The 24,122-nt window shown below is 64.3% G+C and carries 25 protein-coding genes; 17 read left to right on the plus strand and 8 right to left on the minus strand.

Annotation, left to right across the window (positions count from 1 at the left end; all coding sequences use genetic code 11):
• The first annotated feature begins 17 nt into the window (after positions 1-17).
• Complete coding sequence (locus tag WLQ66_RS04390; protein ID WP_340545167.1) at positions 18-1,892, plus strand: OmpA family protein; 1,875 nt, start codon at positions 18-20, stop codon at positions 1,890-1,892.
• 90 nt (positions 1,893-1,982) lie between these two features.
• Here the strand turns inward: WLQ66_RS04390 and rsgA are convergent, their stop codons facing one another.
• From rsgA to WLQ66_RS04410, 4 genes are all read right to left on the minus strand, one after another.
• A complete protein-coding gene (gene rsgA / locus WLQ66_RS04395; protein ID WP_340545168.1) occupies positions 1,983-3,074 on the minus strand; it encodes a ribosome small subunit-dependent GTPase A in 1,092 nt (363 codons plus the stop codon).
• 252 nt (positions 3,075-3,326) lie between these two features.
• Positions 3,327-4,511, minus strand: a complete 1,185-nt coding sequence (locus WLQ66_RS04400) for a vWA domain-containing protein (protein ID WP_340545169.1) — start codon at positions 4,509-4,511, stop codon at positions 3,327-3,329.
• Between the two features lie 54 nt (positions 4,512-4,565).
• A complete protein-coding gene (locus WLQ66_RS04405) occupies positions 4,566-4,733 on the minus strand; it encodes a hypothetical protein (protein WP_340545170.1) in 168 nt (55 codons plus the stop codon).
• Between the two features lie 83 nt (positions 4,734-4,816).
• Complete coding sequence (locus WLQ66_RS04410) at positions 4,817-6,178, minus strand: DUF2927 domain-containing protein (protein WP_374015624.1); 1,362 nt, start codon at positions 6,176-6,178, stop codon at positions 4,817-4,819.
• A 331-nt stretch (positions 6,179-6,509) separates the two neighbouring features.
• Here WLQ66_RS04410 and WLQ66_RS04415 point away from each other — a divergent pair, with 331 nt between their 5' ends.
• The 3 genes from WLQ66_RS04415 (at position 6,510) to WLQ66_RS04425 (ending at position 8,205) form a co-directional block, all read left to right on the plus strand.
• Positions 6,510-6,887: a hypothetical protein gene (locus WLQ66_RS04415; protein ID WP_340545171.1), complete on the plus strand. Its 378-nt coding sequence runs from the start codon at positions 6,510-6,512 to the stop codon at positions 6,885-6,887.
• Position 6,888: 1 nt separating this feature from the next.
• Positions 6,889-7,245, plus strand: a complete 357-nt coding sequence (locus tag WLQ66_RS04420; RefSeq protein ID WP_340545172.1) for a helix-turn-helix domain-containing protein — start codon at positions 6,889-6,891, stop codon at positions 7,243-7,245.
• A 222-nt stretch (positions 7,246-7,467) separates the two neighbouring features.
• Entirely contained in the window at positions 7,468-8,205 is a 738-nt protein-coding gene (locus tag WLQ66_RS04425) for a hypothetical protein (RefSeq protein WP_340545173.1), read from the plus strand.
• Between the two features lie 70 nt (positions 8,206-8,275).
• Here the strand turns inward: WLQ66_RS04425 and WLQ66_RS04430 are convergent, their stop codons facing one another.
• A complete protein-coding gene (locus WLQ66_RS04430) occupies positions 8,276-9,115 on the minus strand; it encodes an AAA family ATPase (protein ID WP_340545174.1) in 840 nt (279 codons plus the stop codon).
• A gap of 193 nt (positions 9,116-9,308) precedes the next feature.
• On the opposite strand from WLQ66_RS04430, the gene dksA reads away from it, so the two are divergent.
• The 3 genes from dksA to WLQ66_RS04445 all read left to right on the plus strand — a co-directional run bounded on the left by dksA (position 9,309) and on the right by WLQ66_RS04445 (position 11,522).
• Positions 9,309-9,731: an RNA polymerase-binding protein DksA gene (dksA, locus tag WLQ66_RS04435; protein ID WP_340545175.1), complete on the plus strand. Its 423-nt coding sequence runs from the start codon at positions 9,309-9,311 to the stop codon at positions 9,729-9,731.
• A gap of 119 nt (positions 9,732-9,850) precedes the next feature.
• Positions 9,851-11,077 carry an FAD-dependent monooxygenase gene (locus tag WLQ66_RS04440; protein ID WP_340545176.1) on the plus strand — a complete coding sequence of 409 codons (1,227 nt, stop codon included), beginning with the start codon at positions 9,851-9,853 and terminating at the stop codon, positions 11,075-11,077.
• Positions 11,078-11,315: 238 nt separating this feature from the next.
• Entirely contained in the window at positions 11,316-11,522 is a 207-nt protein-coding gene (locus WLQ66_RS04445) for a cold-shock protein (protein ID WP_014874221.1), read from the plus strand.
• Positions 11,523-11,737: 215 nt separating this feature from the next.
• On the opposite strand, the gene xth is transcribed toward WLQ66_RS04445, so the two are convergent.
• Positions 11,738-12,544, minus strand: coding sequence for an exodeoxyribonuclease III (gene xth, locus WLQ66_RS04450; RefSeq protein WP_340545177.1), 807 nt, complete (start codon positions 12,542-12,544; stop codon positions 11,738-11,740).
• Between the two features lie 387 nt (positions 12,545-12,931).
• On the opposite strand from xth, the gene WLQ66_RS04455 reads away from it, so the two are divergent.
• Together WLQ66_RS04455 and WLQ66_RS04460 are read left to right on the plus strand one after the other, a co-directional pair.
• Positions 12,932-13,183 carry a hypothetical protein gene (locus WLQ66_RS04455; RefSeq protein WP_340545178.1) on the plus strand — a complete coding sequence of 84 codons (252 nt, stop codon included), beginning with the start codon at positions 12,932-12,934 and terminating at the stop codon, positions 13,181-13,183.
• Between the two features lie 78 nt (positions 13,184-13,261).
• Complete coding sequence (locus WLQ66_RS04460; protein WP_340545179.1) at positions 13,262-14,491, plus strand: DUF6902 family protein; 1,230 nt, start codon at positions 13,262-13,264, stop codon at positions 14,489-14,491.
• A gap of 132 nt (positions 14,492-14,623) precedes the next feature.
• Here the strand turns inward: WLQ66_RS04460 and WLQ66_RS04465 are convergent, their stop codons facing one another.
• The gene (locus tag WLQ66_RS04465; RefSeq protein ID WP_014874225.1) at positions 14,624-14,947 is read right to left on the minus strand and encodes a HesB/IscA family protein; all 324 of its coding nucleotides are present in this window, start codon (positions 14,945-14,947) and stop codon (positions 14,624-14,626) included.
• 99 nt (positions 14,948-15,046) lie between these two features.
• On the opposite strand from WLQ66_RS04465, the gene WLQ66_RS04470 reads away from it, so the two are divergent.
• From WLQ66_RS04470 to WLQ66_RS04505, 8 genes are all read left to right on the plus strand, one after another.
• Positions 15,047-16,228 (plus strand): deoxyguanosinetriphosphate triphosphohydrolase, encoded by a 1,182-nt coding sequence (locus tag WLQ66_RS04470; RefSeq protein ID WP_340545180.1) that lies wholly within the window; start codon positions 15,047-15,049, stop codon positions 16,226-16,228.
• A gap of 121 nt (positions 16,229-16,349) precedes the next feature.
• Positions 16,350-16,664, plus strand: coding sequence for a YciI family protein (locus tag WLQ66_RS04475; RefSeq protein ID WP_061048797.1), 315 nt, complete (start codon positions 16,350-16,352; stop codon positions 16,662-16,664).
• 188 nt (positions 16,665-16,852) lie between these two features.
• Positions 16,853-18,598 (plus strand): arginine--tRNA ligase, encoded by a 1,746-nt coding sequence (gene argS / locus WLQ66_RS04480; protein ID WP_340545181.1) that lies wholly within the window; start codon positions 16,853-16,855, stop codon positions 18,596-18,598.
• 92 nt (positions 18,599-18,690) lie between these two features.
• Positions 18,691-20,055 (plus strand): SPOR domain-containing protein, encoded by a 1,365-nt coding sequence (locus WLQ66_RS04485; protein ID WP_340545182.1) that lies wholly within the window; start codon positions 18,691-18,693, stop codon positions 20,053-20,055.
• A 149-nt stretch (positions 20,056-20,204) separates the two neighbouring features.
• On the plus strand, positions 20,205-21,209 hold the full coding sequence (gene nagZ, locus WLQ66_RS04490; RefSeq protein ID WP_340545183.1) for a beta-N-acetylhexosaminidase: 1,005 nt from the start codon (positions 20,205-20,207) through the stop codon (positions 21,207-21,209).
• The gene (locus tag WLQ66_RS04495) at positions 21,202-21,993 is read left to right on the plus strand and encodes a segregation and condensation protein A (protein WP_340545184.1); all 792 of its coding nucleotides are present in this window, start codon (positions 21,202-21,204) and stop codon (positions 21,991-21,993) included. Before nagZ ends, WLQ66_RS04495 begins: the two co-directional genes overlap by 8 nt.
• Positions 21,993-22,655, plus strand: coding sequence for an SMC-Scp complex subunit ScpB (gene scpB / locus WLQ66_RS04500; protein WP_340545185.1), 663 nt, complete (start codon positions 21,993-21,995; stop codon positions 22,653-22,655). Before WLQ66_RS04495 ends, scpB begins: the two co-directional genes overlap by 1 nt.
• 104 nt (positions 22,656-22,759) lie before the next feature.
• Positions 22,760-22,966, plus strand: coding sequence for a hypothetical protein (locus WLQ66_RS04505; protein ID WP_340545186.1), 207 nt, complete (start codon positions 22,760-22,762; stop codon positions 22,964-22,966).
• Positions 22,967-22,990: 24 nt separating this feature from the next.
• On the opposite strand, the gene WLQ66_RS04510 is transcribed toward WLQ66_RS04505, so the two are convergent.
• The gene (locus WLQ66_RS04510; RefSeq protein ID WP_340545187.1) at positions 22,991-24,109 is read right to left on the minus strand and encodes a 2'-deoxycytidine 5'-triphosphate deaminase; all 1,119 of its coding nucleotides are present in this window, start codon (positions 24,107-24,109) and stop codon (positions 22,991-22,993) included.
• Between the last annotated feature and the right edge of the window lie 13 nt (positions 24,110-24,122).

A 24,122-nucleotide genomic window follows, 5' to 3' on the forward strand; every position in this document is an offset into this window, starting at 1 on the left:
AGCGAAAGGAACACCGCATGGTTTCGCAGCTTCTCAGATCCTCGACCGCGTTGGCGGTCATCGTCTCTCTCAGCCTTCCGGTCGCCGCACCGGCGCAGTCCAAATCGGATCCGACCGATCTCAGCCAGATGACGGCGGAGCAGATCACCGAGGCCGTGCAGCGCTGCCTGCGTTGGCTGCAAAACGGCCGCATCACCCCCGAGGGTGAGATCCTCAAAGGCAAGGGCAAAGGGGCCAAGGCACAATTCTGCCAGGCCTATGTCACCGGAGAGCTGGACGCCGCATTGGATCCGGCGCTCGCGTCCGTTGCCCTGATGGCGGGCGCTGAACAGGCTGAGCCTGCACCTGAGGCAGGCGATCAGGCTGAGCCAGCAGCTCCGACCGAGGCCGAGCAGGCCGCCGCCGCTCCGGTTGAACCTGCCCCAGAACCTGCCACAGACGCTGCCGAATCTCAGACCGCGCCGACCGAAGCTCCGGCCGAGACGGCAGACACAGCCGCTGAACAGAGCGCAGGTGAAACCACCGCAGAGGCAGAGACACCGGTGGAGCCGGCAGCCAATGACGGGGTGGATACAGCCGCCAGCACAGAGGCAGGCGCCGCCGCCGCACCCGAGGCTACGGCTGCGGCCGAGACCACCTCCGACACCGAACTGGCCGCAGCGCTGGCAGAGGCGGAGGCCGGGACCGACCCTGCACCTGCGTCCGATCCTGAACCCGAACCCGAGGTTGAGCCGCTCGACAGTCAGGCGCAGGCCGACGCCCTTGCCCAGACCGAGGAGGCAGATGACAGCGCCGCCGCCGCAGCGGCCAGCGCCGCCGCCACCGAGGAGGCAGAGGTTGTCGAGGAAACCGTGACCGAGGACAGCGCGCGCAGTTCGGATGAGGAGTTTGAAACCGCGGTGAACACCCCGGCGGCTGAGGCCGCGGCCACTGCCGAGACGTCTGCAAACGCTGAAACTGACAGCAACAACGCCGCTGCCACCGCAGACAACGACGATGACGGTCTCAGCAAGTTGCAGAAGGCCGCTCTGCTTGGACTGGGGGCCGTGGCCATCGGTCAGCTCCTGAAACAGGGCGAAACCGTTGTCAGCAATTCCGGCGACCGCGCGGTGGTTGAACAGAACGGCCAGTACCGGGTGATCAAGAATGACGACGCCCTGCTTCGCCAGCCCGGCAGCAATGTCACCACCTATAAGTTCAAGGACGGGTCCACCCGCACCGTTGTCGTACGCGAGGATGGCGCAGAGGTGGAAACCATCCGCGCCCGCGATGGTCGGGTGCTGCGCCGCACCCGCACGCTGACCGATGGCAGCACCGTGGTCCTGTTCGACGACACCCAGCGCAGCGACAATGTTGTGGTCTCCGAACTGCCCACCGCCGCGCCGCGTCAGTCAGGTTTCAGCAGCGACGCGATCACTGCCGATGAGCTGGCGCTGGCCCTGGCGGCAAAGGAAGCGCCGCAGGTCAACCGCCGCTTCTCCCTGCGCCAGATCCGCAATATTGACGCGGTGCGCCGCTTGGTGCCGGAAATCACCGTGCAATCCATCAACTTCGAGACCGGCTCTGCCGTGATCCGCGCCGCCGAGGCCGAAGAGCTATCGGCGCTGGGCAATGCCATGCGCGAGATGATCGCAAAGAACCCGCAGGACGTGTTCCTGATCGAAGGCCACACCGATGCGGTCGGTGCCGCGCCCTATAATCTGGCACTATCGGACCGCCGCGCCGAGAGTGTCGCGCTGGCGCTCACCGAATATTTCAACGTGCCGCCGGAAAACATGGTGGTGCAGGGCTATGGGGAAACCGATCTGGCGGTGGTGACACAGCGCGCCGAGCGCGCCAACCGCCGCGCTGCCGTACGCCGCATCACGCCGCTGCTACAGGGCGGTAGCTGACCGGGTGGCAGGGGGCAAAACCCCCGCATCTGCACATAGCAAAAGGGCGCCCCAACGAGGCGCCCTTTCTGTCTTGATCGCGCAGCGCGGTTACTTCCGGTTGCGTTTCTTGATCGACTTCACGGTTTTCACCATCTTGCCAAAGCTCTTGTCCTTGGCACGGCGCTGCGCCAGCGAGGCCGAGTTGAACGCCTCCTCCGCCGCCAGCTTGCGCCAGCGGTCAAGCCGCGCCGGGTCCACCTCGCCGGCTGCGATACCGGCCTGCACCGCGCAGCCCGGTTCGCCCTCATGGGCGCAGTTGCGGAACCGGCACTGGGTGGACAGCTCTTCAAGATCGGCGAAAACATCACTCACCCCCTCGGCGGCATCGGTCAGCTGCAGCTCCCGCATTCCCGGCGTGTCCAGCACGCCGCAGCCGTTTTCGATGAAATAGAGCTGCCGCCGGGTGGTGGTGTGGCGCCCGCGCGCGTCGTCTTCGCGGATGCCTTGGGTTGCGATATCCAGATCATCGCCCAATGCCTTGGTCAGCGTGGATTTGCCCACGCCGGAGGTGCCGAGAAAGGCAATCGTCTGCCCGGCCCGGACCCAGGGCGCCAGCGCCTCACGCGCGGTCTCGCTCTTGGCGTTCAGCGGAACCACCTCAACCAGATCGGAAATCGCCTTTGCCTTGATGACATAGGGCTCAAGATCGTCGCAGAGGTCGATCTTCGTCAGCACGATCACCGGCGTCACCTCCGCGTCAAAGGCCATGGCGATAAACCGTTCCAGCCGCGCGACGTTGAAATCCGCGTTGCAGGAGGTGACCACAAACATGGTGTCGATATTGGCCGCAATCAGCTGGATCTTGCGATCCTTGCCCGGCGCGCGGCGGCGGATCAGGCTCTTGCGCTCCAGCACCCGGCTATGGGTCGGCAGCTCGGCGTCCAGCATCAGCCAGTCGCCCACCGTGGCCTCGGGGCCGGGGGGGATCACCATGTCGATGCCATCGCCAAGGGCGCGCAGCCCGCTGCGGTTCACCTCGGTGATACGGACGGGCGGATGGCTGGCGATCTCTTCGAGATCGGTTTGCTGAGAGAAAAAGCTCTGCCAGCCCAGATGCTCCAGCGGGCTCAGCGGCCGCGCGGTATCGGCAGATCCGTCAGTGGAGGCGGGGCTCAGGAATTGGGAATAGTCCCTTGTCATTGGGAATGTCTTTCTTGGTGTGATCGCGGGGCCTGCCCGGATCCGTGTCTCTGATGAATGTCGCGCAGATCTTTCCTGACACCTGCGGATGAGCGCAGGTGGTCTTCACCGGGGCAATCTGCAAACCGGGGTGGCCTCTGCCGCCCCTTCTTCACCAGGACATAAACTCTCCAATTCTCTGGCGCTTGGTCTACCCGAGGCAGGGTGACTTGGCAAGCTTTCGCCGCGCGTGGCCTGTGCGGGCTGCCGGGCCTAGCGCGTCAGCTCCCGCATGCCGCGCTCCAGTCCCGCCAATGTCATCGGCACCATCTGATCCTCGAAAATCTCCCGGATCATCTGGATCGAATGGGTATGGCCCCAATAGGCCTCCGGCACCGGGTTGATCCACAGATGTGAGGACCACTGCGCCCGCGCCCGCTCCAGCCAGACCTGACCTGCCTGCGGGTTCCAATGCTCATTGGCGCCGCCGGGATAGGCGATTTCATAAGGCGACATCGAGGCATCGCCGACAAAGATACATTTATAGTCCGGCCCATAGGTGCGCAGCACCTCATGGGTGGGGATCTGCGCCTCCCAGCGGCGGCGGTTGTCGCGCCAGACCCCTTCATAGAGGCAATTGTGAAAATAGAAATATTCCAGATGCTTGAACTCGCTGCGCGCCGCCGAGAACAGCTCCTCCACCACCTTGATATGCGGATCCATCGACCCGCCGACATCCAGAAACAGCAGCACCTTCACCGCATTGTGCCGCTCGGGCCGGGTCTTCACATCCAGATAGCCATGTTCGGCGGTGGCGCGGATGGTGCCGGAGAGGTCCAGCTCCTCGGCAGCGCCCTCGCGCACCCAGCGGCGCAGCCGTTTCAGCGCCACCTTGATGTTGCGGGTGCCCAGTTCGACATCGCCGTCGAGGTTCCTGAACTCGCGCTTGTCCCAGACCTTCACGGCGCGCTGGTGGCGGCTTTCCTTCTGGCCGATGCGCACGCCTTCGGGATTGTAGCCATAGGCGCCAAAAGGCGAGGTGCCAGCGGTGCCGATCCACTTGTTGCCGCCCTGATGGCGGCCTTCCTGTTCCTTCAGCCGCTCTTTCAGGGTTTCCATCAGTTTTTCAAACCCGCCAAGCGCCTCGATTTCGCGGCGCTCTTCCTCGCTCAGATGCTTTTCCGCCATCTTGCGGATCCACTCCTCGGGGATATCCACGGCCTGCATCACCGCCTCGGCGGGGATCGCCTCCAGTCCCGAGAATGTCGTGGCAAAGGCACGGTCGAATTTGTCGATATTGCGCTCATCTTTCACCATGGCGGCGCGCGCCAGATAGTAGAAAGCGTCGATATCATAGGTCGCCAGCCCGGCCTTCATCCCATCGAGAAAGGTCAGATACTCCCGCAGGGATACCGGAACCGCCGCTTTGCGCAGGTTTTCAAAGAAGGGCTGAAACATCGGGGTCTCCCTCAGGGCTGATCAGGCGGTCATGTCGCGGCCCATAGCCCCGCGTCAGAGCAGGGCGCGGTCCGCAAGGATGGTTGCAAACATCCCCAGAATACCAAAAACAATGGCGTATGCAGCGCCATATTGCAGTTTGTCCGCCAAGCTGCCGCCGCGTTTCTGGGCCGTACGGGCCCCCAGGAATGCGCCAATGATCAATGCGCCGATTACGATCATGCCAATGTCCGTATGTTAGAGTGTTCAGGTCTCAGGTGGGGCCGCCGCGGGCCGGGTCAAGCCGGTGCGCCCCTCAGCTGTGGTTATTGCGGCGGCGCCAGGGCTGCGATTTCGCGCATTGCCCCCCGGACCGCCCAATCCGGGCCAAACCCGTATCGCGCCCACCCCTGACTGTCCAGCCTGACCGCATAGGCAGCGTCAGTTTGCCCCTCCAGCAGCAGCGCCTCGGCCTCCAGCAGCATCAGGCTTGACAACAGCACCGCATTCTCGCCGCGCGCTGCCACCGGCAGGGCAGGGCGGATCCGCGCCAGGGCGCTGGCGCCGTCGCCGCGCACGATGTCAAAGGCCGCCATGCGGCTGGCGATCTGCGCGCGCAGCAGCGGGCTGTCATAGCGCCCCTGCAAATAGATCAGCGCGGTCTCGAAATGCTGCTGCGCCAGCTCCGGCTCGTCCCGCTGCAAAATGCGCCCCAGCACATAGTGGTTGAACGCCCGCCGGTGATCCTGCCAGCCCAGATCGCGGGCAATGGCGGCGCCGCGATGGGCGGCCTGCAAACGGGTGCCGCGACCAGTGCCCGGTGTCAGCGCCGCCTCGGTCGCGCGGATCCAGTCCCGAGAGGTGCGCGGCAGTGGCGCCGCGGCGCGCCCGGCACCTGCCGGGTTCAGCCGTGCCAGAATGGCAGGCAGGCGCGCGGCCACCTCGGCCCGTGTCATGCCGGTACGCAGCTCGGGCGCATAGCCCAGCCGCAGGATCAGCATGTCAAACCCGGTCAGTACCGTATGGATATTGTCATCGTTGAACACCGAATCCGGCAGCCGGTAGAGATCGTTCAGCGGCCCGATCGCCTGCGCCAGCTCTTCGTGCAGGCAGTCGCGGGTCTCTTGCGGGCTGACATCATTCGGCACAAAAATCGCCAGCCGCTGACGGGCGCGCAGATTGGCCCAATTGGTGCGCGGATGGCGCTTATAGCGGCGATACTCCGCCAGCGAGCTGACGTTGGGGACCACGAAACAGGCCGCCCGGGGCGAGGCGCGGCGGATCGCCTTGCGCGGCACGGCTTCGATGGTGATATTGGCCGCCCCGGTGGTCAGCTGCCGCAGGTCCAGCCCCGCTTCTCGGCGCAGCCGCAGCAGCAACGCCTCCAGATCGCGGGTCAGCCCGCTGCCCGGCTGGCCGGTGACGCGCAGCGTGATCGGAGTTTCAAACCGGGTAAACACAGGCAGTTCGGTGCCGCCTTCGAGCTGGAAATGCAGATCCAGGAAATCCCGTGCGATATCGCTGTTGGCCCGCTGCGGCGCCACTGGATGGGCACGGGCAAAGCTCTTGGCCGGGGCCAGCGCCGCCGTGGCCGCGCCGCGGTGACCGGGGGCCGGGGGGGCGCTTCCGGTGCCACATCCCGCCAGTGTGGCGAGCAGCACCAGCGCGGCGCAGCCGCGCCGGAACACGCGGGACGGGGCAGCCGCCGGGCCGCTGCTGCCGCTGGCAGGCTTGCGCGGGGCCGCGATGGGGGGCCGGAATGTGAACAAGCGATATCTCCTGCGGCGCGATCGCCCCAGCTTGTGCCAAGACAGGGTTAAAAATCAATGTTATGGCTGGCCTTATCGCAGCGGTGTGACAATGAGAAGAGCTACCCGGCATCACATTGACGGCAAAATTTCGCCCGCGCCGCGGGCGGTGCGTCTCTGTTGATGCAGACAGAGGTTGTGCATCACGGCGGGTCCGATCAACTCTGCCAGCGGTGACGGAACGCAGAGACAGGTTGAAAAGGCTACGCCAATGGCGTATATACGCAAAGAGACACAGAAATGCCTGCGGGTGGATTATCGCATCACCCCGGTCGCGGTCGAGGACGCCATCCACGCCTATCTGGACGAGGATGAGCTGGCCCGGCTGATCGCAACCCTGGTGCGCGACCCCACCATCGGGCGCAAGACGGATGAAGATTACACCCATGTCGCCGGGGATCTGGCGCTGCGCTACCGCATCCATCAGGCCAGCCCTGATCTGATGATGGTCTATGTGCTGCGGATCCACCGCCGACAGCCCGATCCGCGGCTGTCCGGCTTGATGGCGCAGGGGGCACGGGCAGTGCGGGATCTGGCCCTGGATGTGGTCAAATCCCGGATCAAGGCACTATTGAAGGAGGGCAACTGACATGGCAGAGCATCGGGCAGAGCATCACGCACGGCGTCGAACCGGCAGCCGTATCCGCCAGCAAAGCGAAGCGGACCGCGACGCCATGGCGCTCAAACAGATGCAGGAGGACATCTCCGGCAAGACGCCCTTGGAGACCATCGCAACCCGCGAGGTGCCGATGGTGGATGTCGTGCGCCTGCGCAAGACCCTCGGCATGTCGCAGGAACGCTTTTGCAGCCACTTCGGCTTTCGCCTCGGCTCGGTGCGCAACTGGGAACAGGGTCGCCGCCTGCCGGAACGCCCCGCCCGCATCCTCTTGCGCATGATCGAGGATGACCCCGAGCGCGTCGAACGCTTCCTGCGCGAGGCGTATTGACCTTGTGACCGCTTCCATGCGGGCAGGGCAGGCCGACGGGGCAACCCCGCGGTGCCCCCCCCGCACCGCAGACGGAAGACGCGGCATAGGCGCCGGTCCAGCCCACTGGCGCACTCAGCCGTCAGCAGGCCGGTGTATGTGCCGCCCCCTTACCAACCCCGTCGCGTCGCCGCGCACCATGCGTGAGCACCGTAAACAACGCTCAGTAATCAGGGAGCGGACGTGCCTCCATCACAGCTTACGATCACACCCCGGCTGTCCTGCGATGATCTGGTCACATGGGCGCATCGCGGTCCCGGCGACAGGCTCGTCGTGTGTTTTTCAGGGATTGGCAAGGATGCCGAAACCTGCCCGCCTTATGAATTCGCGCGAAGCGCGACGGGAAATGGCCGCCACAACACCCTGTTCATCGCGGATCCGCAGCGAAGCTGGCTGAACACGCCGGGTCTTCTGAGCCGCATCGGTGCCGAAATTGAGAGTTACCGCGCGATATGCGGCGCCACCCGTGTGATTGCGATGGGCCATTCCATGGGCGGCTTCAGCGCCATCGTCGCATCCTCCGTTACCCGCATAGACGCCGTTCTCGCCTTTGCGCCGCAGATTTCGATCCACCCCGATATCGTGCCTGACGAAACACGCTGGGCGGCCTATCGCAACCGGATCTCGCATTACGAGGTGAAATCTGCTGCCGATCATTTTCGCGACGGCACGGATTACACTGTCATCCACGGGCGACATGGCCGCGAGGCAACGCAACGGGACCGTTTTCCCCGGCGCGACACGCTTCGCCACTATGTGATGCCCGGCACCCATCATAACGTCCCGCAACGGCTCAAACAGCTGAACTGTCTGGAGCAGGTCGTGCACTTTGCCATCGAAGGGCGCCCGCGCAAGCTGCGGCTTCTGTTGAAGCAGACAGCGCAGGCCTATCTACGACCAGAAGAGCAACAGCCCGTCTGATACGGAGGCAAGGACAAAAAAGGCCCGCAACAAGGGGCGGGCCTCTGGTCTGATCCTGCGCGGCTGGCCTTCAGCGACGTCCCCGCGCCATAAAGGCGAGTCGCTCAAACAGATGCACATCCTGTTCGTTCTTCAGCAGCGCGCCATGCAGTTTCGGCAGCGCATCCGCGCCATCGCGCTTCAGATCTTCTGCGCTCAGATCCTCGGCCAAGAGCAGCTTCAGCCAGTCCAGCACCTCCGAGGTCGAAGGTTTCTTCTTCAACCCGGCCGTATCGCGGATCTCGTAGAACTGCGTCAGCGCGGTGGTCAGCAGGCTGTCCTTGATACCGGGATGATGCACCTCGACGATCTTGCGCATGGTTTCGGCATCGGGAAACTGGATGTAGTGAAAGAAGCACCGACGCAGAAACGCGTCCGGCAGTTCCTTTTCATTGTTGGAGGTGATGATCATGATCGGGCGCTGCCTGGCCCGGATCGTCTCGCCGGTTTCGTAGACATGGAACTCCATCTTGTCGAGCTCCTGCAACAGGTCGTTCGGGAACTCGATATCGGCCTTGTCGATTTCGTCAATCAGCAGAACGACCTTCTCGTCGGCCTCAAAGGCCTCCCAGAGCTTGCCTTTCTTGATGTAGTTCCTGACGTCATGCACCCGCTCGTCGCCCAGCTGACTGTCGCGCAGCCGGCTGACCGCATCGTATTCATACAGCCCCTGCTGCGCACGGGTGGTGGATTTCACGTTCCATTCGATCATCCGCAGTCCCAGCGCATCCGCCACCTGCCGCGCCAGCTCGGTCTTGCCGGTGCCCGGCTCGCCCTTCACCAGCAGCGGCCGCTCCAGAGTGACCGCGGCATTGACCGCGATTTTCAGATCTTCGGTCGCGACATAATCCTTAGTGCCCTGAAACTGCATGTCTTTCCTGCCTCGTTGCCTCGCTGAAACCCCTGGGGGCGCTCTTATGCAGGTTTTAACCCTTTGTGCGTACTATTGTGTAGTGACAATCGCCTGCGCAGGGGATAAACGCTGCGGCATGCGGGGGGAGCCGCTGAGTTTGTAAACAATACCGAGGAAGACCGGCAGTATGGGGCAAACCAAAGGTAGCGAAATGAAGCAAGACGTGTTCCTGCCGGATGATTATCGTCCGGCTGAAGATGAACCCTTCATGAATGACCGGCAGCAGGAGTATTTCCGTCGTAAGCTCTATGACTGGAAACAGGAACTCCTGGCCGAAAGCCGTGACACCATCGAGGGGTTGCAGGACAATACCCGCAATATTCCCGATGTTGCCGACCGCGCCAGCGAGGAAACGGACCGCGCGCTGGAACTGCGCACCCGGGACCGTCAGCGCAAACTGGTCGCCAAGATCGACGCCGCGATCCGCCGCATCGACGAAGGCGAATACGGCTATTGCGAAGTCACCGGTGAACCGATTTCGCTCAAGCGTCTGGACGCCCGGCCCATCGCCACGATGAGCCTTGAGGCACAGGAACGCCATGAGCGGCGCGAAAAAGTCCACCGCGACGACTGATTTTCTTGCATTTGTGAAAAAAATCACAACGCCGGGGCCTGTCGCTCCGGCGTTTTTCGGTTATCTGGGGGTATCGCCTGGCCAGAACGGACCGGTCGGCGTGCAGACAGCGGGACAGCATGAGACTGACAGACCGGAAAATCACCATCATCGGCGCGGGCATCGGTGGGCTGGCGGCGGCACTGGCGTTCAGCCAGCAGGGCGCCGAGGTCACGGTCCTCGAACAGGCCGAGGCGATCACCGAGGTCGGCGCGGGCATTCAGATCAGCCCCAATGGTGTCGCGGTTCTGCGGGCGCTGGGGCTGGCCGATGATCTCGCCTGGACTGCGCCGCGCGCCCGTGCGGTGGTTCTGCGCAGCCACCGGCGGGGGCGGGAGGTGCTGCGTCTCGATCTCGACCAATATGCGCCGGGGCGGAATTTCTACTTTGTCCACCGCGCCGATCTGATCAACCTGCTGGCTGATGCCGCACGTCGCAGCGGCGTCAAGGTGCGCCTGTTGCAGAAGGTCGACCGCATCAGCTGCGGCGCCCGGCCGGTGGTGCATCTGGCCAATGGCGCGCAATGCGGCGGCGATCTGGTGATCGGCGCAGACGGGTTGCACTCCAAGGCGCGCGCCGCGCTGAACGGCGTGGCCAAACCGCGCTTTACCGGGCAGGTGGCCTGGCGCGCTACGGTTGCCAATCTTCACAATCACCCGGCCGAGGCGCAGGTCTTCATGGGGCCGGGTCGCCATCTGGCCACCTATCCGCTGCGCGACAGCAGCCTGATGAACATCGTCGCGGTGCAGGAACGCAAGACCTGGGCGGATGAGGGCTGGCATCAGCAGGATGACCCCGAAAACCTGCGCGCCGCCTTCCAGGGCTTTGGTGGCGCTGCCGCAGAATTGTTGGGGCAGGTCGATCAGGTGGCGCTCTGGGGGCTGTTCCGCCATCCGGTGGCCGAAGTCTGGCACAAGGGCGCGCTGGCGATCATGGGCGATGCCGCGCATCCCACGCTGCCGTTCATGGCGCAGGGTGCGAACCTCGCGCTTGAGGATGCCTGGGTGCTGGTTGATGCCCTGCGCACCGCCAAGACCACCGAGGCCGGTCTGGCCGCCTATCAGGCGCGCCGCCACGACCGCACCGCCCGGGTTGTCGATGCCGCCACCGGCAATGCCTGGAAATACCACCTGCGCCAGCCGCTGGCCTGGCCTGCGCATCAGATCCTGCGCCTTGGCGGTCGCCTCGCGCCCCAGCGCATGGTGCAGCAATTCGACTGGATTTACGGCCATGACGTTACCGGCGACAGCGCGGCCCCGACCGAAAACGACCCCGGCACCGGCGGCCCCGTCACCACGCTGGCCTGACCGGCGGGCAGGCCGTCAGAACCTGGGGCGCGGCGCTGGAGCTGGAGCTGGCGCATTCGCAAACCCTCGTGCGCAACAATCCGCAGTTGCTGCTTGCTTAGTTGCACAAAGGCAGGTAGGGAGGTCGGGTTAGGTTATCTCTATCGACTTTTCTGCTCCTTACGGCTCAGCGATGCGATCTTGCACTGACTGGCCGAGCTGCCGCATTCCGCGGGTGGCATTTTTAAGGAGACTTACGATGGCTAATGGCACCGTAAAATGGTTCAACTCTACTAAAGGTTTTGGTTTTATCGCCCCCGAGGGCGGTAGCAGAGATGTGTTTGTGCATATCTCGGCGCTTGAGCGCGCAGGCCTGACCACACTGAATGACGACCAGAAAGTCACATTCGATATCGAAGCCGGTCGTGATGGCCGCGAAAGCGCAGCCAATCTGGCTCTCGCCTAAGCTTTGCCCCTGCGGGGGTATCTGCTGAGATGATATTCGGGCGCATCGGAAACGATGCGCCCTTTGTTTTTTGTGCGGAGTTGTCCGTGCCGAGATGAAATCTTTGCGGACCTCAGGGGCCGGCCGATATCAGCAGCCCGCGCGCCGTTAGGGCTGACCCCGGTCAATCCGCCGGATCGCCCGCGACCCGGCACTCAGGCCGCTGCCTTATCCGCCTATAGGTCCAGATCAACCCAGACCGGCACATGGTCTGACGGTTTGTCGCGGCCGCGCACCTCCTTGTCGATCTGGCAGTCGCGCAGCAGATCGGCGGCCTGCGGGCTCAGCAGGAAATGGTCGATGAGGATGCCGTTATCGCGGTTCCAGGCCCCGGCCTGATAATCCCAGAACGAATAATGCCCCGGCCCCTGATGGCGGGCGCGGAACGCTTCGGTAAAGCCGAGTGCGACAATCCGCTGGAATGCCGCCCGGCTTTCGGGGCGGTGCAGCGCGTCGTCTTTCCAGGCTTCGGGCGTCTTGGCGTCTTCGGCCTGCGGAATGATATTGTAATCCCCGGCCATCAGCGCGGGCATTTCCTCGGCCAGCAGATCCTTGGCCCGCTGCCGCAGCCGCTCCATCCAGGCCAGTTTATAGGCGTATTTGCCGCCGTCGACCGGCTGTCCATCTGCGTCCAGCTCAACCGGGTTGCCATTGGGCAGATAAAGCCCGCAGATGCGGATCGCCTGTTTGCCCACCACGGTTGCCTCGATCCAGCGCGCCTGTTCGTCGCTGTCATCTCCCGGCAGGCCGCGCCGCACATCCTCCAGCGGCAGCTTCGACAGGATCGCCACCCCGTTGAAACTCTTCTGGCCATGGGTTTCGACATTGTAGCCCCGGTCCTCGAACAGCTCACGCGGAAAGGCCTCATCGACCGATTTGATCTCCTGCAGCACCACCACATCGGGTTGCGCCTCATCCAGCCATTCCGGCAGCGCATGGATGCGGGCCTTGATGCCGTTGATGTTGAAGGTGGCGATTTTCATATCCGGTCTCCTGCCTCAATGGCCCGCAGCGGGGCGCCTGATCTATCGCGCAATCCGGGCGAGGGGGCAAGGGCGCGCCCCGGCGACAGCAGCGAATCAGCAGCACGCGATCCGCTCGGTCTCGCCCTCCCGGCTGCCGGGTGATTTGCAGCTCTGCAAAATCATCGCCTGACGGTCTGCTTATGCTTTGTGCGTCTGCGGTTGTGGATAGCTCTGTGGCTAACCTGTGCAGAACCTGCCATTCGGTTCAGGATCAACGGATTGACGCTCGTTCCTAAACCGTGGACCTATCAGAAAAACAACCGATAGGCGTGTTTATCAGTTGCGAAACAGGCATCCCGTGCCGATCGTCGACGGGTGTTTTTCACCTAGAGCGGGAGACGATCCATGACCACTTCAACCTTGCGCCACGACCTCTTTGCACAGCCGTCGACACCTGCGGCGGCGGAGCTTCATACCGGCGAACTTCATGCCGGGGACGGGATCGAGATGTTCTCCTCCGGTTCGATCTGCCGCGAGGACGACGGCAATCTGGTTGCGGGCGCAGGCACCGCGCTGTTCTCCTCCGGTTCCGCCCCGCAGGCCGATGGCGCCACCACCACCGGCGCGGCCACCGGCTTGTTCTCCTCCGGCAGCTAAGCCGCGATGAGCCAGCCCCCCGGCAGCCTGTCTGACGGCTGACGGGCACAGGGCGCGTTCCAACTTGGTGCTTCAACCATGACCATCATCCTGCCTTTCAAGATCCCGGACGCCGAAACCCGCGCGTCCGCAGATGGCCCGCCCGACCATCCGCCTCCCTCTGGACCGGGGCGGCGGGGCACGGCGCCGGGTACATCGGCTGCAACATGGGTCGAGAGCTTTGCCTGCCACCGGCGCCGGCCGCAGGAGGTCTACTGGCTGAAGGAGAACGCAGAACTGCTGAGCCTGCTGCGGGTGATGCAGCAGCGGGCCGGGGGACCGGCAGGCGCAGGGGGGATCGGCGGCGAGGCGGCGCTGTCCCCCCTGCGCCCCTTCTGTGACGGCGCCACGCGCCAACTGCGGTTTTTCCCGCAATATTATCGCTTTATCCTGTCGATCTGCCTCGACTACGAAGATCTGACCGGCACGCCCGCCGCCGCATCGGAGCTGGCACATTGGGCCGCGGCTCAGGGTCTCGTGGAGGCGGAACTGTCGGATCTGCAACGCGCTGAGGCACAGCAGTTACTGGCCCGCCGTGGCATTGCGCTGCCGGTTGATCCTGGGCTTGCGGACCGGCTGCGCCGTTTCACCCGCCGCAGCGCGACCTTTGCGATTCCCAATCGCAAGGCTGCCTACGAGCTGACCCATATCGTGTTCTACCTCTCCGATTACGGGCGCCGGGATCCGGGGCTGGACGCCCGCGCCCTGCAAAGCCTGACCTACGCCGGGCTGTTGGCCTGCCTTGATCAGGATCTGGACCTGTTGGCCGAGATCTGCATTGCCCTGCGCTATGCCGGCGCGACGCCTCCGCCCTATTGGGAGCAGCTGCTCAGCCACGCGACCGCGCAGTTTACCCTGACACCAGACGGGTTTGACGGGCGCATGGATGGCTATCACGCTTGTTTCGTTACGCTGTGGTGGCAGCAGGTAACTGCGGTGGGCCGGAAAGCCGAGCCCGCCTGCCGGCTCCCCGCAGGCGCCGGGCAGGCCCTGCATATCGCCGCCCCCGCCACCCGCAGTCTGCTGGCGCCGCTGTCGGTCTGGCTGATGGAGGCAGGCGCTGGACCCGGCCGGACAGCACCCGCACTCTGGCAGGATGCCCTCAGCCATATGGCGGCGCACTCCGGTCCCGACGCCCGCAAACAGTTGCGGAACCTGCAAAACAGCACCCCCGCATTCGAGGCGTTCTGGCAGATCTTCAGCAGGGCGGGGGACTGTCACGCCCGATATCGACGGATCGGGGCAGGGGGGCTCAGCCTGTCGCCGTGATCAAAACGCGCCAGCCCGTTTAGCGGCGACGCTCCGGCCATATGGCAGCAGATCACGGATCTGGTCCGCAGGGCACCGCGCGGCCAGCATCACTTAGTGCAAACCGATGGTCATGCAGCCCCTGCGGGCGTTTTACATCGAAAACGAGGTGCCGCAGCCGCAGCTTGAGGTGGCATTGGGGTTGTTGATCACAAACCGCGCGCCAATCAGCTCTTCGGTAAAGTCGATCACCGCGTTTTCCAGAAAGGGCAGCGAGACCTCATCCACCACCACCTTCTGCCCCTGACCCTCAAGGATCAGGTCATCGGCCTGCGGGGCATCCAGTGCAATTTCGTACTGAAACCCGGAACAGCCGCCGCCTTCGACAGCCACGCGCAGCGCCTGACCCTGATCGGCCGCGCCGATTTCGGCCAGCCGGGCAAAGGCGCGCTCGGTCACTTTTGGAGGCAATTGCATCTCTGGTCTCCCAATACGGTGATCACTGCCGTGTTGCAGCTGAGTTCATAATATAGAAAGGTGACGCCACAGGGACAAGATTGACTGGGGAAAAGATTAGTGACCTACGCGCCTTATGCGACCATGCCCGACCGTAGCCGTGGCCGCCAAGTCCCCGAAGAAGAAAGCAGTTTCCGCTCCCCCTATCAGCGCGACCGTGACCGGATCATCCACGCCAGCGCCTTTCGCAGGCTGAAACACAAAACCCAGGTCTTTGTCGAACATGAAGGCGACAATTATCGCACCCGGCTCACCCATTCGATCGAGGTGGGGCAGGTGGCGCGGACCATAGCGGGCGCACTTCGGCTCAATCAGGAGCTGACCGAGGCGGTGGCGCTGGCGCATGATCTGGGGCACACGCCCTTCGGCCACACCGGCGAGGATGCTCTGCATGCGCTGATGGCCCCCTATGGTGGCTTTGATCACAATGCGCAGGCCATCCGCATCGTCACCTCGCTGGAACGGCATTACGCCGAATTCGACGGGCTGAATCTCACCTGGGAAACCCTTGAGGCGATTGCCAAACATAATGGTCCGGTTGTGGGCGATCTGCCCTGGGCGCTGGCCGAATGCAATGCGGCGCTGGATCTGGAGCTGCACACCCATGCCAGCGCCGAGGCGCAGGTTGCGGCCTTGGCCGATGACATCGCCTATAACAACCACGACCTGCACGACGGTCTGCGCGCCGGGCTGTTCACCGATGCCGATATTGCCGAGCTGCCGGTGATCGGTCCGGCCTATCAGGCGGTGGATCGCCGTTATCCCGGCCTTGACGCGCGCCGCCGCCGGCATGAGGCGCTGCGGCGGGTCTTTGGCGTGATGGTCAGCGATGTGATCGACGGCGCCCGCGCCCGTCTTGCTGCCAGCGGCGCGCAAAGCGTCGAGGATGTGCGTGCCCTGGGCGCGCCCGTGGTGGTGTTCTCCGATGCGCTCTGGGCTGACCTGAAGGAAATCCGCGCCTTTCTCTTCACCCGCATGTACCGCGCGCCCAGCGTGATGCGCAAACGCGCTGAGGTCTCCAAGGTGGTGGAGGCGCTGTTTCCGCATTTCCTCAACCATCCGGCAGAGATGCCCGCGCGCTGGCAGGGCGATATCGCCGCCGCCGCTGATGAAACCGCTCTGGCCCGGATCGTGTCGGATTACATCGCAGGCATGACCGACCGCTTTGCATTGCAGGAGCACCGCCGCCTGTTCCCCGCTGAGGCCGCTGCCGCTGCGGCGGATCTGCAAGCCGGGCAATAGGCGCGGGCTGCGCTGCGACTGGCGGTAACGCTGACGCCAACTGGCACTATCCTGAGGCAGGTCCGATGCGGTTTCATGGGGCAGACGCCCAGAACCGCAATCGCAGATGCAAGAGGCCGCCATGGCAAGCAATGGCATGACGCATTGGACCGTGACCTTTCAGGATGCGCCAGAGATGGCGCGGATCCGCGCGGATCGCCCGCGCCGGGATGCGCATATCGCATATGTACGCGCCCATCCCGAATTGCAGATCGGCGGCGCATTGGCGATGCGGCCCGAGCAGGATTTTCCGGGGGCGATCTGGAATGTCGAGGCGGCCAGCCGCGATGAGGTTGAGCGTCTGATTCTGCGCGACCCCTATTATGTCGCCTCGCTGCGCCGGTATCAGATCACCAGATGGGGCCGTCTGCCGGCCCGTGATGTACCGGTTGCCTGACCTGCCGCGCCTTGGTGCGCATATCGCGTAACCTCGCCCCGCGCGCAATTTTCTTCACCCGGAGAATTGACCGGGAAACGGGAATTCTCCGGGGCGCTCCGGCTGCTGATGGTGATGGGTTCTGCAATCCTGTTGACCCTTCCTGCCGCCCCCGGTATCCGCTGTGCTGAACAGTTGGGACGCCAGATATGAACCTCTTTACCGATATCCGCTCGCTCGTGATCGACAGCCTGACCGCCATGACCGGCGAGGGCGCGCTGCCCGAAGGGCTCGATTTTGCCAATGTGGCGGTGGAGCCGCCGCGCGATGCCGCCCATGGCGACATGGCGACCAATGCGGCGATGGTGCTGGCCAAGCCCGCCAGGATGAAGCCGCGCGACATCGCCGAGGCGCTGGCGGCGAAGCTGGCCGCGGACGATCGGATCGCCAGTGCTGAGGTCGCAGGCCCAGGCTTCCTGAACCTGCGGCTGGCTCCGGGCATCTGGCAGGGCGTGCTGAAATCGGTCCTGGACGCAGGCACGGATTTCGGCCGCTCGGACGTCGGCGCGGGCAAGCGGGTGAACGTGGAATATGTCTCCGCCAACCCGACCGGCCCGCTGCATGTGGGTCACACCCGCGGCGCGGTCTTCGGCGATGCGCTGGCGGCGCTCCTGGCCTATGCCGGCTATGACGTCACCCGCGAATATTACATCAATGACGGCGGCGGTCAGGTCGATGTGCTGGCGCGCTCTGTCTACCTGCGCTACCTCGAGGCACACGGGCAGGACGTGGCCTTTGCCGATGGCACCTATCCGGGCGACTATCTGGTTCCCGTCGGGCAGGCGCTGAAGGACAAGGTGGGCGATGCCTATGTCGACCAGGGCGAAGATGTCTGGCTGGCCGAGGTGCGCGAATTCGCAACCGATGCGATGATGCAGCTGATCCGCGAGGATCTGGCCCAGCTTGGCATCGAGATGGATGTGTTCTACTCGGAAAAATCCCTCTACGGCACCGGCAAGATCGAGGCCGCTCTGAAAGAGCTGGACGCCAAGGGGCTGATCTATCAAGGCGTGCTGGAACCGCCGAAGGGCAAGAAACCCGACGATTGGGAGCCGCGCGAACAGACCTTGTTCAAATCCACTGATCACGGCGACGACGTTGACCGGGCAGTGAAGAAATCCGATGGTTCCTGGACCTATTTCGCGCCCGACATCGCCTATCACTACGATAAGGTTGAGCGCGGCTTTGACGAGCTGATCGACATTTTCGGCGCCGACCACGGCGGCTATGTCAAACGGATGAAGGCGGCGGTTTCGGCGCTGTCCGATGGCCGGGTGCCGCTGGATATCAAGCTGTGCCAGCTGGTGAAGCTGTTCAAGGACGGTCAGGAATTCAAGATGTCCAAACGGGCAGGGACCTTTGTTACCCTGCGCGATGTGGTCGATGCCGTCGGCGCCGATGTCACCCGTTTCATGCTGCTGACGCGCAAGAACGATCAGGGTTTCGATTTCGACCTCGACAAGGCGCTGGAGCAGTCCAAGGACAACCCGGTGTTCTATGTGCAATACGCCAATGCGCGGATCTGCTCGACCCTGCGCAAGGCGGCAGAGGCCGGGATTGCGACCGACGAGGCCACGCTGGCCGCGGCCGACCTGTCGCTTCTGGACGATTCCGCCCAGCTGGCGGTGGCCAAGAAGCTGGCCGAATGGCCACGTCAGGTGGAAATCGCCGCCCGCACCCACGAGCCGCACCGGGTTGCCTTCTATCTCTATGATCTCGCCTCGGAACTGCACGGGCTGTATCACCTTGGCAAAACCAACGAAGGTTTACGTTTTGTTAACGAGAGCAACCCATCTGCAACACATGCAAAAATGGCACTGGCCAAGTCCGTTTCCATTGTCATTTCTGCCGGTCTTGGTATTCTTGGGGTCACACCGGCGCAGGAGATGCGATAGCTAAAATCGCCCAGGCCGCCGGATCGAGGCAGATCATCAAGTAGAAACCCGGATCGGCGCATTGCGTGCCGTCTGCGGGCAGTGAGGCGGAAATGGCGTATTTTACGCAGGCAGGTCACGGCCAGTCGTATTCCAATGGTGGGGACCGTTCTTCGGCCTCCGCCACTGAAACACAGGGCACCCGGCAGGAGCCTTCCTTTGCCGATGCGCATCTGCCCTATCCGCAGCCCAAACACCCCTTCGGATTCGATCCGCAGACATCGGCCGCCGCGCCACAGGCCCAGCAGCCGGCAGCGGGCGGCTATTTTGCGCAGCCCCATACATCCCCCGGACAAGGCGCGCAGTCCTACAGCCCCTATCAGCAGCCAGCGCCCAGCTATGGTGCCTCCGCGCAGGACGCCTATAGCGGGCCGGGCACCGGTCAGGGGCATCGCTACGATGACTACGGATTTAGCCCGGAAACGGCAGGGGCCGGTCGCGCCGGCCTCAGCAAGGCGTTCAGCGTCCTTGGCGCCGTGGCCTCGCTTGCATTGGTCGCAGGCATCGGTCTCTGGGGCTACCAGCTGATTTCCCGCGATGTCAGCGGCGTGCCGGTCGTGCGCGCCGTCGAAGGCCCGCTGCGGGTGCAGCCCGAGAACCCCGGCGGCCTGCCCGCCGATCATCAGGGGCTTGCCGTCAATGCGGTTGCCGCCAATGGCAATGTCGAAACTCCCGCCGACCGGCTGACACTGGCGCCGCAGGACGTGGAGCTGACCGAGGATGACCAGCCCATGCAGGCGGCGCTCACCACCGGTGCTGCGCGGATCAACGACACCCGCGATGGCGCGGCTGATGCCGCTGCGGCGGCCAATGCCGATACAGGCAGGCTCTCCAGCGAAGCGGTCGCGGCCTATCAGGGCGGCGATATCGACGCGCTGGTGGCTGAGCTGACCGAGGATTTCGCCCCTCTGGGGGAGGAGACCCTGCGCGGCGCCGAACAGCTGTCGGCTTCCGCCACAGCCCCGGCCATCGTCCAGCCACAACCCCTACAGGCCGTGAGCGTCGCGGCCGTGGCGCCCGCGCCAAATGCAGCCCTGCGCAATGCCCCCGGTGTGCGCGTCTCGCTGCGCCCCGCCGCGCGGCCCGCCCGTTTTTCACCAAGCCGCGCCACAGCGTCTGCGCCGGTGGCGCAAACCACGCAGGATGTCTCGCCCGACAGCCTGCCCGCAGGCACCCGTCTGGCCCAGCTCGGCGCCTATGAAAGCGCCGAGGTCGCGCGCGCCGAATGGGATCGCATCCACGGACGCTTCGCCGATTATCTGGAAGGCAAGAAACGGGTGATCCAAAAGGCGGAAAGCGGAGGTCGCACCTTCTACCGCCTGCGCGCGATGGGCTTTGACGACCTCTCCGATGCGCGCCGTTTCTGCTCCGCTCTGGTGGCAGGCAACGCCGACTGTATCCCCGTGACCACCCGCTAGGACATGGGCCTCCCCCCGACACCTCCGCGCCCGGCTCCAGCCGGGCGTTTGTCGTTTTCCATCCGGCAAACTGCTGCCAGTTTGACCCATCCGGCCATGGCGCCGCCCCCGACACTGGTGTATCAGCGCCCCAGCACAAGAGGATCGCAATGCGTTACGGAGCCACAATTCTAGATGCCGAAGGTCTGCGTCTCAGCGCCGCCGAAAAGGCGCTGTTCGCCCGCGCCAATCCCTTTGGCTTCATCCTGTTTGCCCGCAATATCGACAGCGCCGAGCAGACCCGCGCGCTCTGTGATGAACTGCGCGAGGCGGTTGGCCGGAACTGTCTGATCACCATAGATCAGGAGGGCGGCCGCGTGCAGCGCCTGCGCCCGCCGCTGGCACGCCAGTGGCGGCCCGCGCTGGATCACGCGGCGGCTGCCGGGGCAGGGGCGGATCGCGCCATGTATCTGCGCGCCCGCCTGATCGCGGAGGAGCTGCGCGGGCTGGGCATCGACAGCAACTGCGCACCGCTGGCCGATGTGGCCGGTCCCGATACCCACCCGTTTCTCCAGAACCGCTGTTACGGCAGCGATCTGGCGGCGGTGGTGCGCCGCGCCCGCGCCACCGCCGACGGCCTGCTGGATGGCGGCGTCGTGCCGGTGGTGAAACATATCCCCGGCCATGGCCGCGCGACGCTGGACAGCCACAAGGACCTGCCCCGCATCAGCGCGCCGCTGGATCAGCTGACCGGCTCGGATTTTGCCGCCTTTGCCGCGCTGAATGACCTGCCGATGGGGATGACCGCCCATCTGGTCTATGAGGCGCTGGACAGCCGCCCCGCCACCCTGTCGCCCCGCGTCATGCAGATGATCCGCACCGACATCGGTTTTGACGGGCTGATCATGAGCGATGACATCTCGATGAAGGCGCTGAGCGGCACACCGCAGGATATCGCCCGCGACACGCTGGCGGCAGGCTGCGATGTGGTCCTGTTCTGCAACGCCCCGCTGGATGAGCGCGCCGCGGTGGCGGAGGCTTCGGGCCAGATGAGCGTGGCTGCACAGGCCCGCGCCGAACAGGCCGAGGCCGCCCGCCGCGCTCCGGCCCCGCTTGACATAACCGCGGCCGAGGCCGAACTATCAGCCCTCATGGGCGGACAGGTATATGGCTGACACTTTGTTTGACGACGACGCGACCAGCGTCGAGGAGCGGCTCGCGGCCGAAGCATTGATCGTGGACGTTGACGGCTACGAGGGGCCGCTGGACGTGCTCTTGTCGCTCTCGCGCACGCAAAAGGTCGACCTGCGCCGCATTTCGGTGCTGGAACTGGCGCGCCAATACCTCAGTTTCGTGGAAAAGGCCCATGAGCTGCGTATCGAACTGGCCGCCGATTATCTGGTCATGGCGGCCTGGCTTGCCTATCTGAAATCCCGCCTGCTGCTGCCGCCCGACCCGACGGAGGACGGCCCCTCCGGTGAGGAGCTGGCGGCGCATCTGGCCTTCCAGCTGGAGCGGCTTCAGGCCATGCGCGACAGCGCGGCGCGGCTGATGGCGCGCGATCAGCTGGGCCGCAACTTCTTTGCCCGTGGTCAGGGTGAGGATGTGACCCGCATCCGCACCGTCAGCTATTCGGCCAATCTCCTGGACCTGATGCAGGCCTATGCCCGGATCCGCACCCGCGATGATTTCCGCCCCTTCGTGCTGGACCGCGAGGCGATCTTTACCATGGAGGCGGCGCTGGAACGGATGCGCCACCTGATCGGCTACACCGGCAGCTGGACCGATATGCTGACCTATCTGCCCGATGGCTGGCACTCCGACCCGATGAAACGCCGCTCCGCCACCGCCTCCACCTTTGCCGCCTCGCTGCAACTGGTGAAAGAAGGCCGGCTGGAGCTGCGACAGAGCGAGACCTATGCGCCCATTCAGCTGCGCATTCGTGACAAGGATACCTGATGGACGACCACAGCCAGAACACTGTTGCGGAGGAAACCCAAACCCTCTTCGACGCGCCCCCCATGGCCGAACAGGAGCGCATGGTTGAAGCGGTGCTCTTTGCCAGCGCCGAACCGGTGACGGTGCGCGATCTTGAGGCGCGGATGCCGCATGGCTGCGAACCGGGCACCGCGCTGGAGCACCTGCGCAAACGCTATGACGGGCGCGGCGTCAATATCGTGCGCGTCGGCGATGCCTGGGCGCTGCGCACCGCCTCTGACCTTGGCTTTCTGATGCAGAAGGAAACGGTCGAAACCCGCAAACTCTCACGCGCGGCCATCGAAACCCTTGCGATCATTGCCTATCACCAGCCGGTCACCCGCGCCGAAATCGAAGAGGTGCGCGGCGTGTCGGTGTCGCGCGGCACCATCGACCAACTGCTGGAAATGGACTGGATCCGCCTTGGCCGCCGCAAGATGACACCGGGCCGCCCGGTGACCTTTGTGGTGACGCCCACGTTCCTCGATCACTTCGGGTTGGAAAGCGCGCGTGATCTCCCCGGCCTCAAGGAGCTGCGCGCCGCAGGTCTGCTGGAAAACCGCCCGCCACCGGGCAGCCTGCCTCTGGGCGGGCGCGGCGACAGCGACGAGGTCGAGGAACAGCCGGAACTCTTTGGCGACTGAGGGCAGGCCGCCGCGCCGCAAAAGGGCCGCAAACCTCTGCGATACTGCCGGTGCACGCGGTGAGATCCGCGTGCAACAGACCCCAGGGCCAAGGAGTGACGCAGATGAGCATAGACCGGTTGATCAACATGATCCTGCGCCGTCTTGTGGGCCGCGCGGTCAATGCAGGCGTCAACGCCGGGATCAGGGCAATCGCCAAGCGCGACAAGGGGCAGGGCACGGAAAAATCCGCGCGCCCGCTGCCACAGGACAAGGCAACCGCCCAGAAGGCGCGCCTGACCGGGCGCAATACCCGACCCCCACGGTTCTAGGCTCAGGCTCCCCCAGTCAGGGCGTCAGCCCTTGGTTTGGGGTTTGAAATGCTTTGATAGCTTCAGCCCCTGACCCTGATAGTTTGATGCGATATCAACGCCATAGAGCTGTTCGGGGACTTCCGACATCTTCTCGTAGACCAGCCGCCCCACGACCTGCCCGTGCTCCAGCACAAAGGGCGCATCATGGCAGCGCACTTCCAGAACGCCACGCGATCCGGCCCCGCCAGCGGCAGCATAGCCAAAACCGGGATCAAAGAAGCCCGCGTAATGCACCCGGAATTCGCCCACCATCGCCAGATAGGGCGCCATTTCGGCAGCATAATCCGGCGGGATGGCAATCGCCTCGCGACTCACCAGAATGTAGAATGCACCGGGATCCAGAATGATCTGCCCCTTGGTGGTGCGGACCTCTTCCCAGTACTCCGCCGGATCGTAATGGCCGAGCTTTGACAGATCGACCACACCGGTGTGATGTTTGGCGCGGTATCCCACCAGATCGCCCCGCTCAGGCCGAAGATCGACGGAGAAGCCCAGACCGTCGGAGATAACCGGTGTTCCCGACACAATCGGCGTCGCCTCATGCACCGCGCGCAGCTCCGCATCACTGAGGAATGTGCGCCCCTGACGAAAGATGATCTGCGTCAGCAGCTGCCCCGGCTGCACCACCACAGAGAAACTCTGCGGGCAGATTTCCGCATAAAGCGGCCCGTCATAGCCATCGGTGACTCGGTCGAACTCCACCCCCTGATCGGTGATCACCCGCGTCATCACATCCAGCCGCCCGATGGAGGATTTGGCGCTGGCCGCCGCCGTCATTCCCTCGGGCAGACGGATCCGCTCCATTAGCGGCACCACATAGACGCAGCCCTTTTCCAGCACCGCACCACCGGTCAGCGCCACCCGGTGCATGGTCAGATCCTCCAGCCGGTCGGCCACCGTGCGCCCCAGACCGGGCAGAAAGGAGGCTCGCACCCGATAGGCACAATCGCTCAGCCGCAGATCAAGGCTCGCCGGTTGGATCTGGTCATTCAGGATCGGAGAAGAAGCGGAAATCGCAGCCTCGGTGATCATCTGGCGGATTTGGCGATCCGACAGCACGCCCTGTGCCGCTCCGCTCACGAGCCGTGGTTCTGATGTCATCCCGATCCTCCCA

The organism is Phaeobacter sp. A36a-5a (genome assembly GCF_037911135.1).
Lineage (GTDB): Bacteria > Pseudomonadota > Alphaproteobacteria > Rhodobacterales > Rhodobacteraceae > Phaeobacter > Phaeobacter bryozoorum.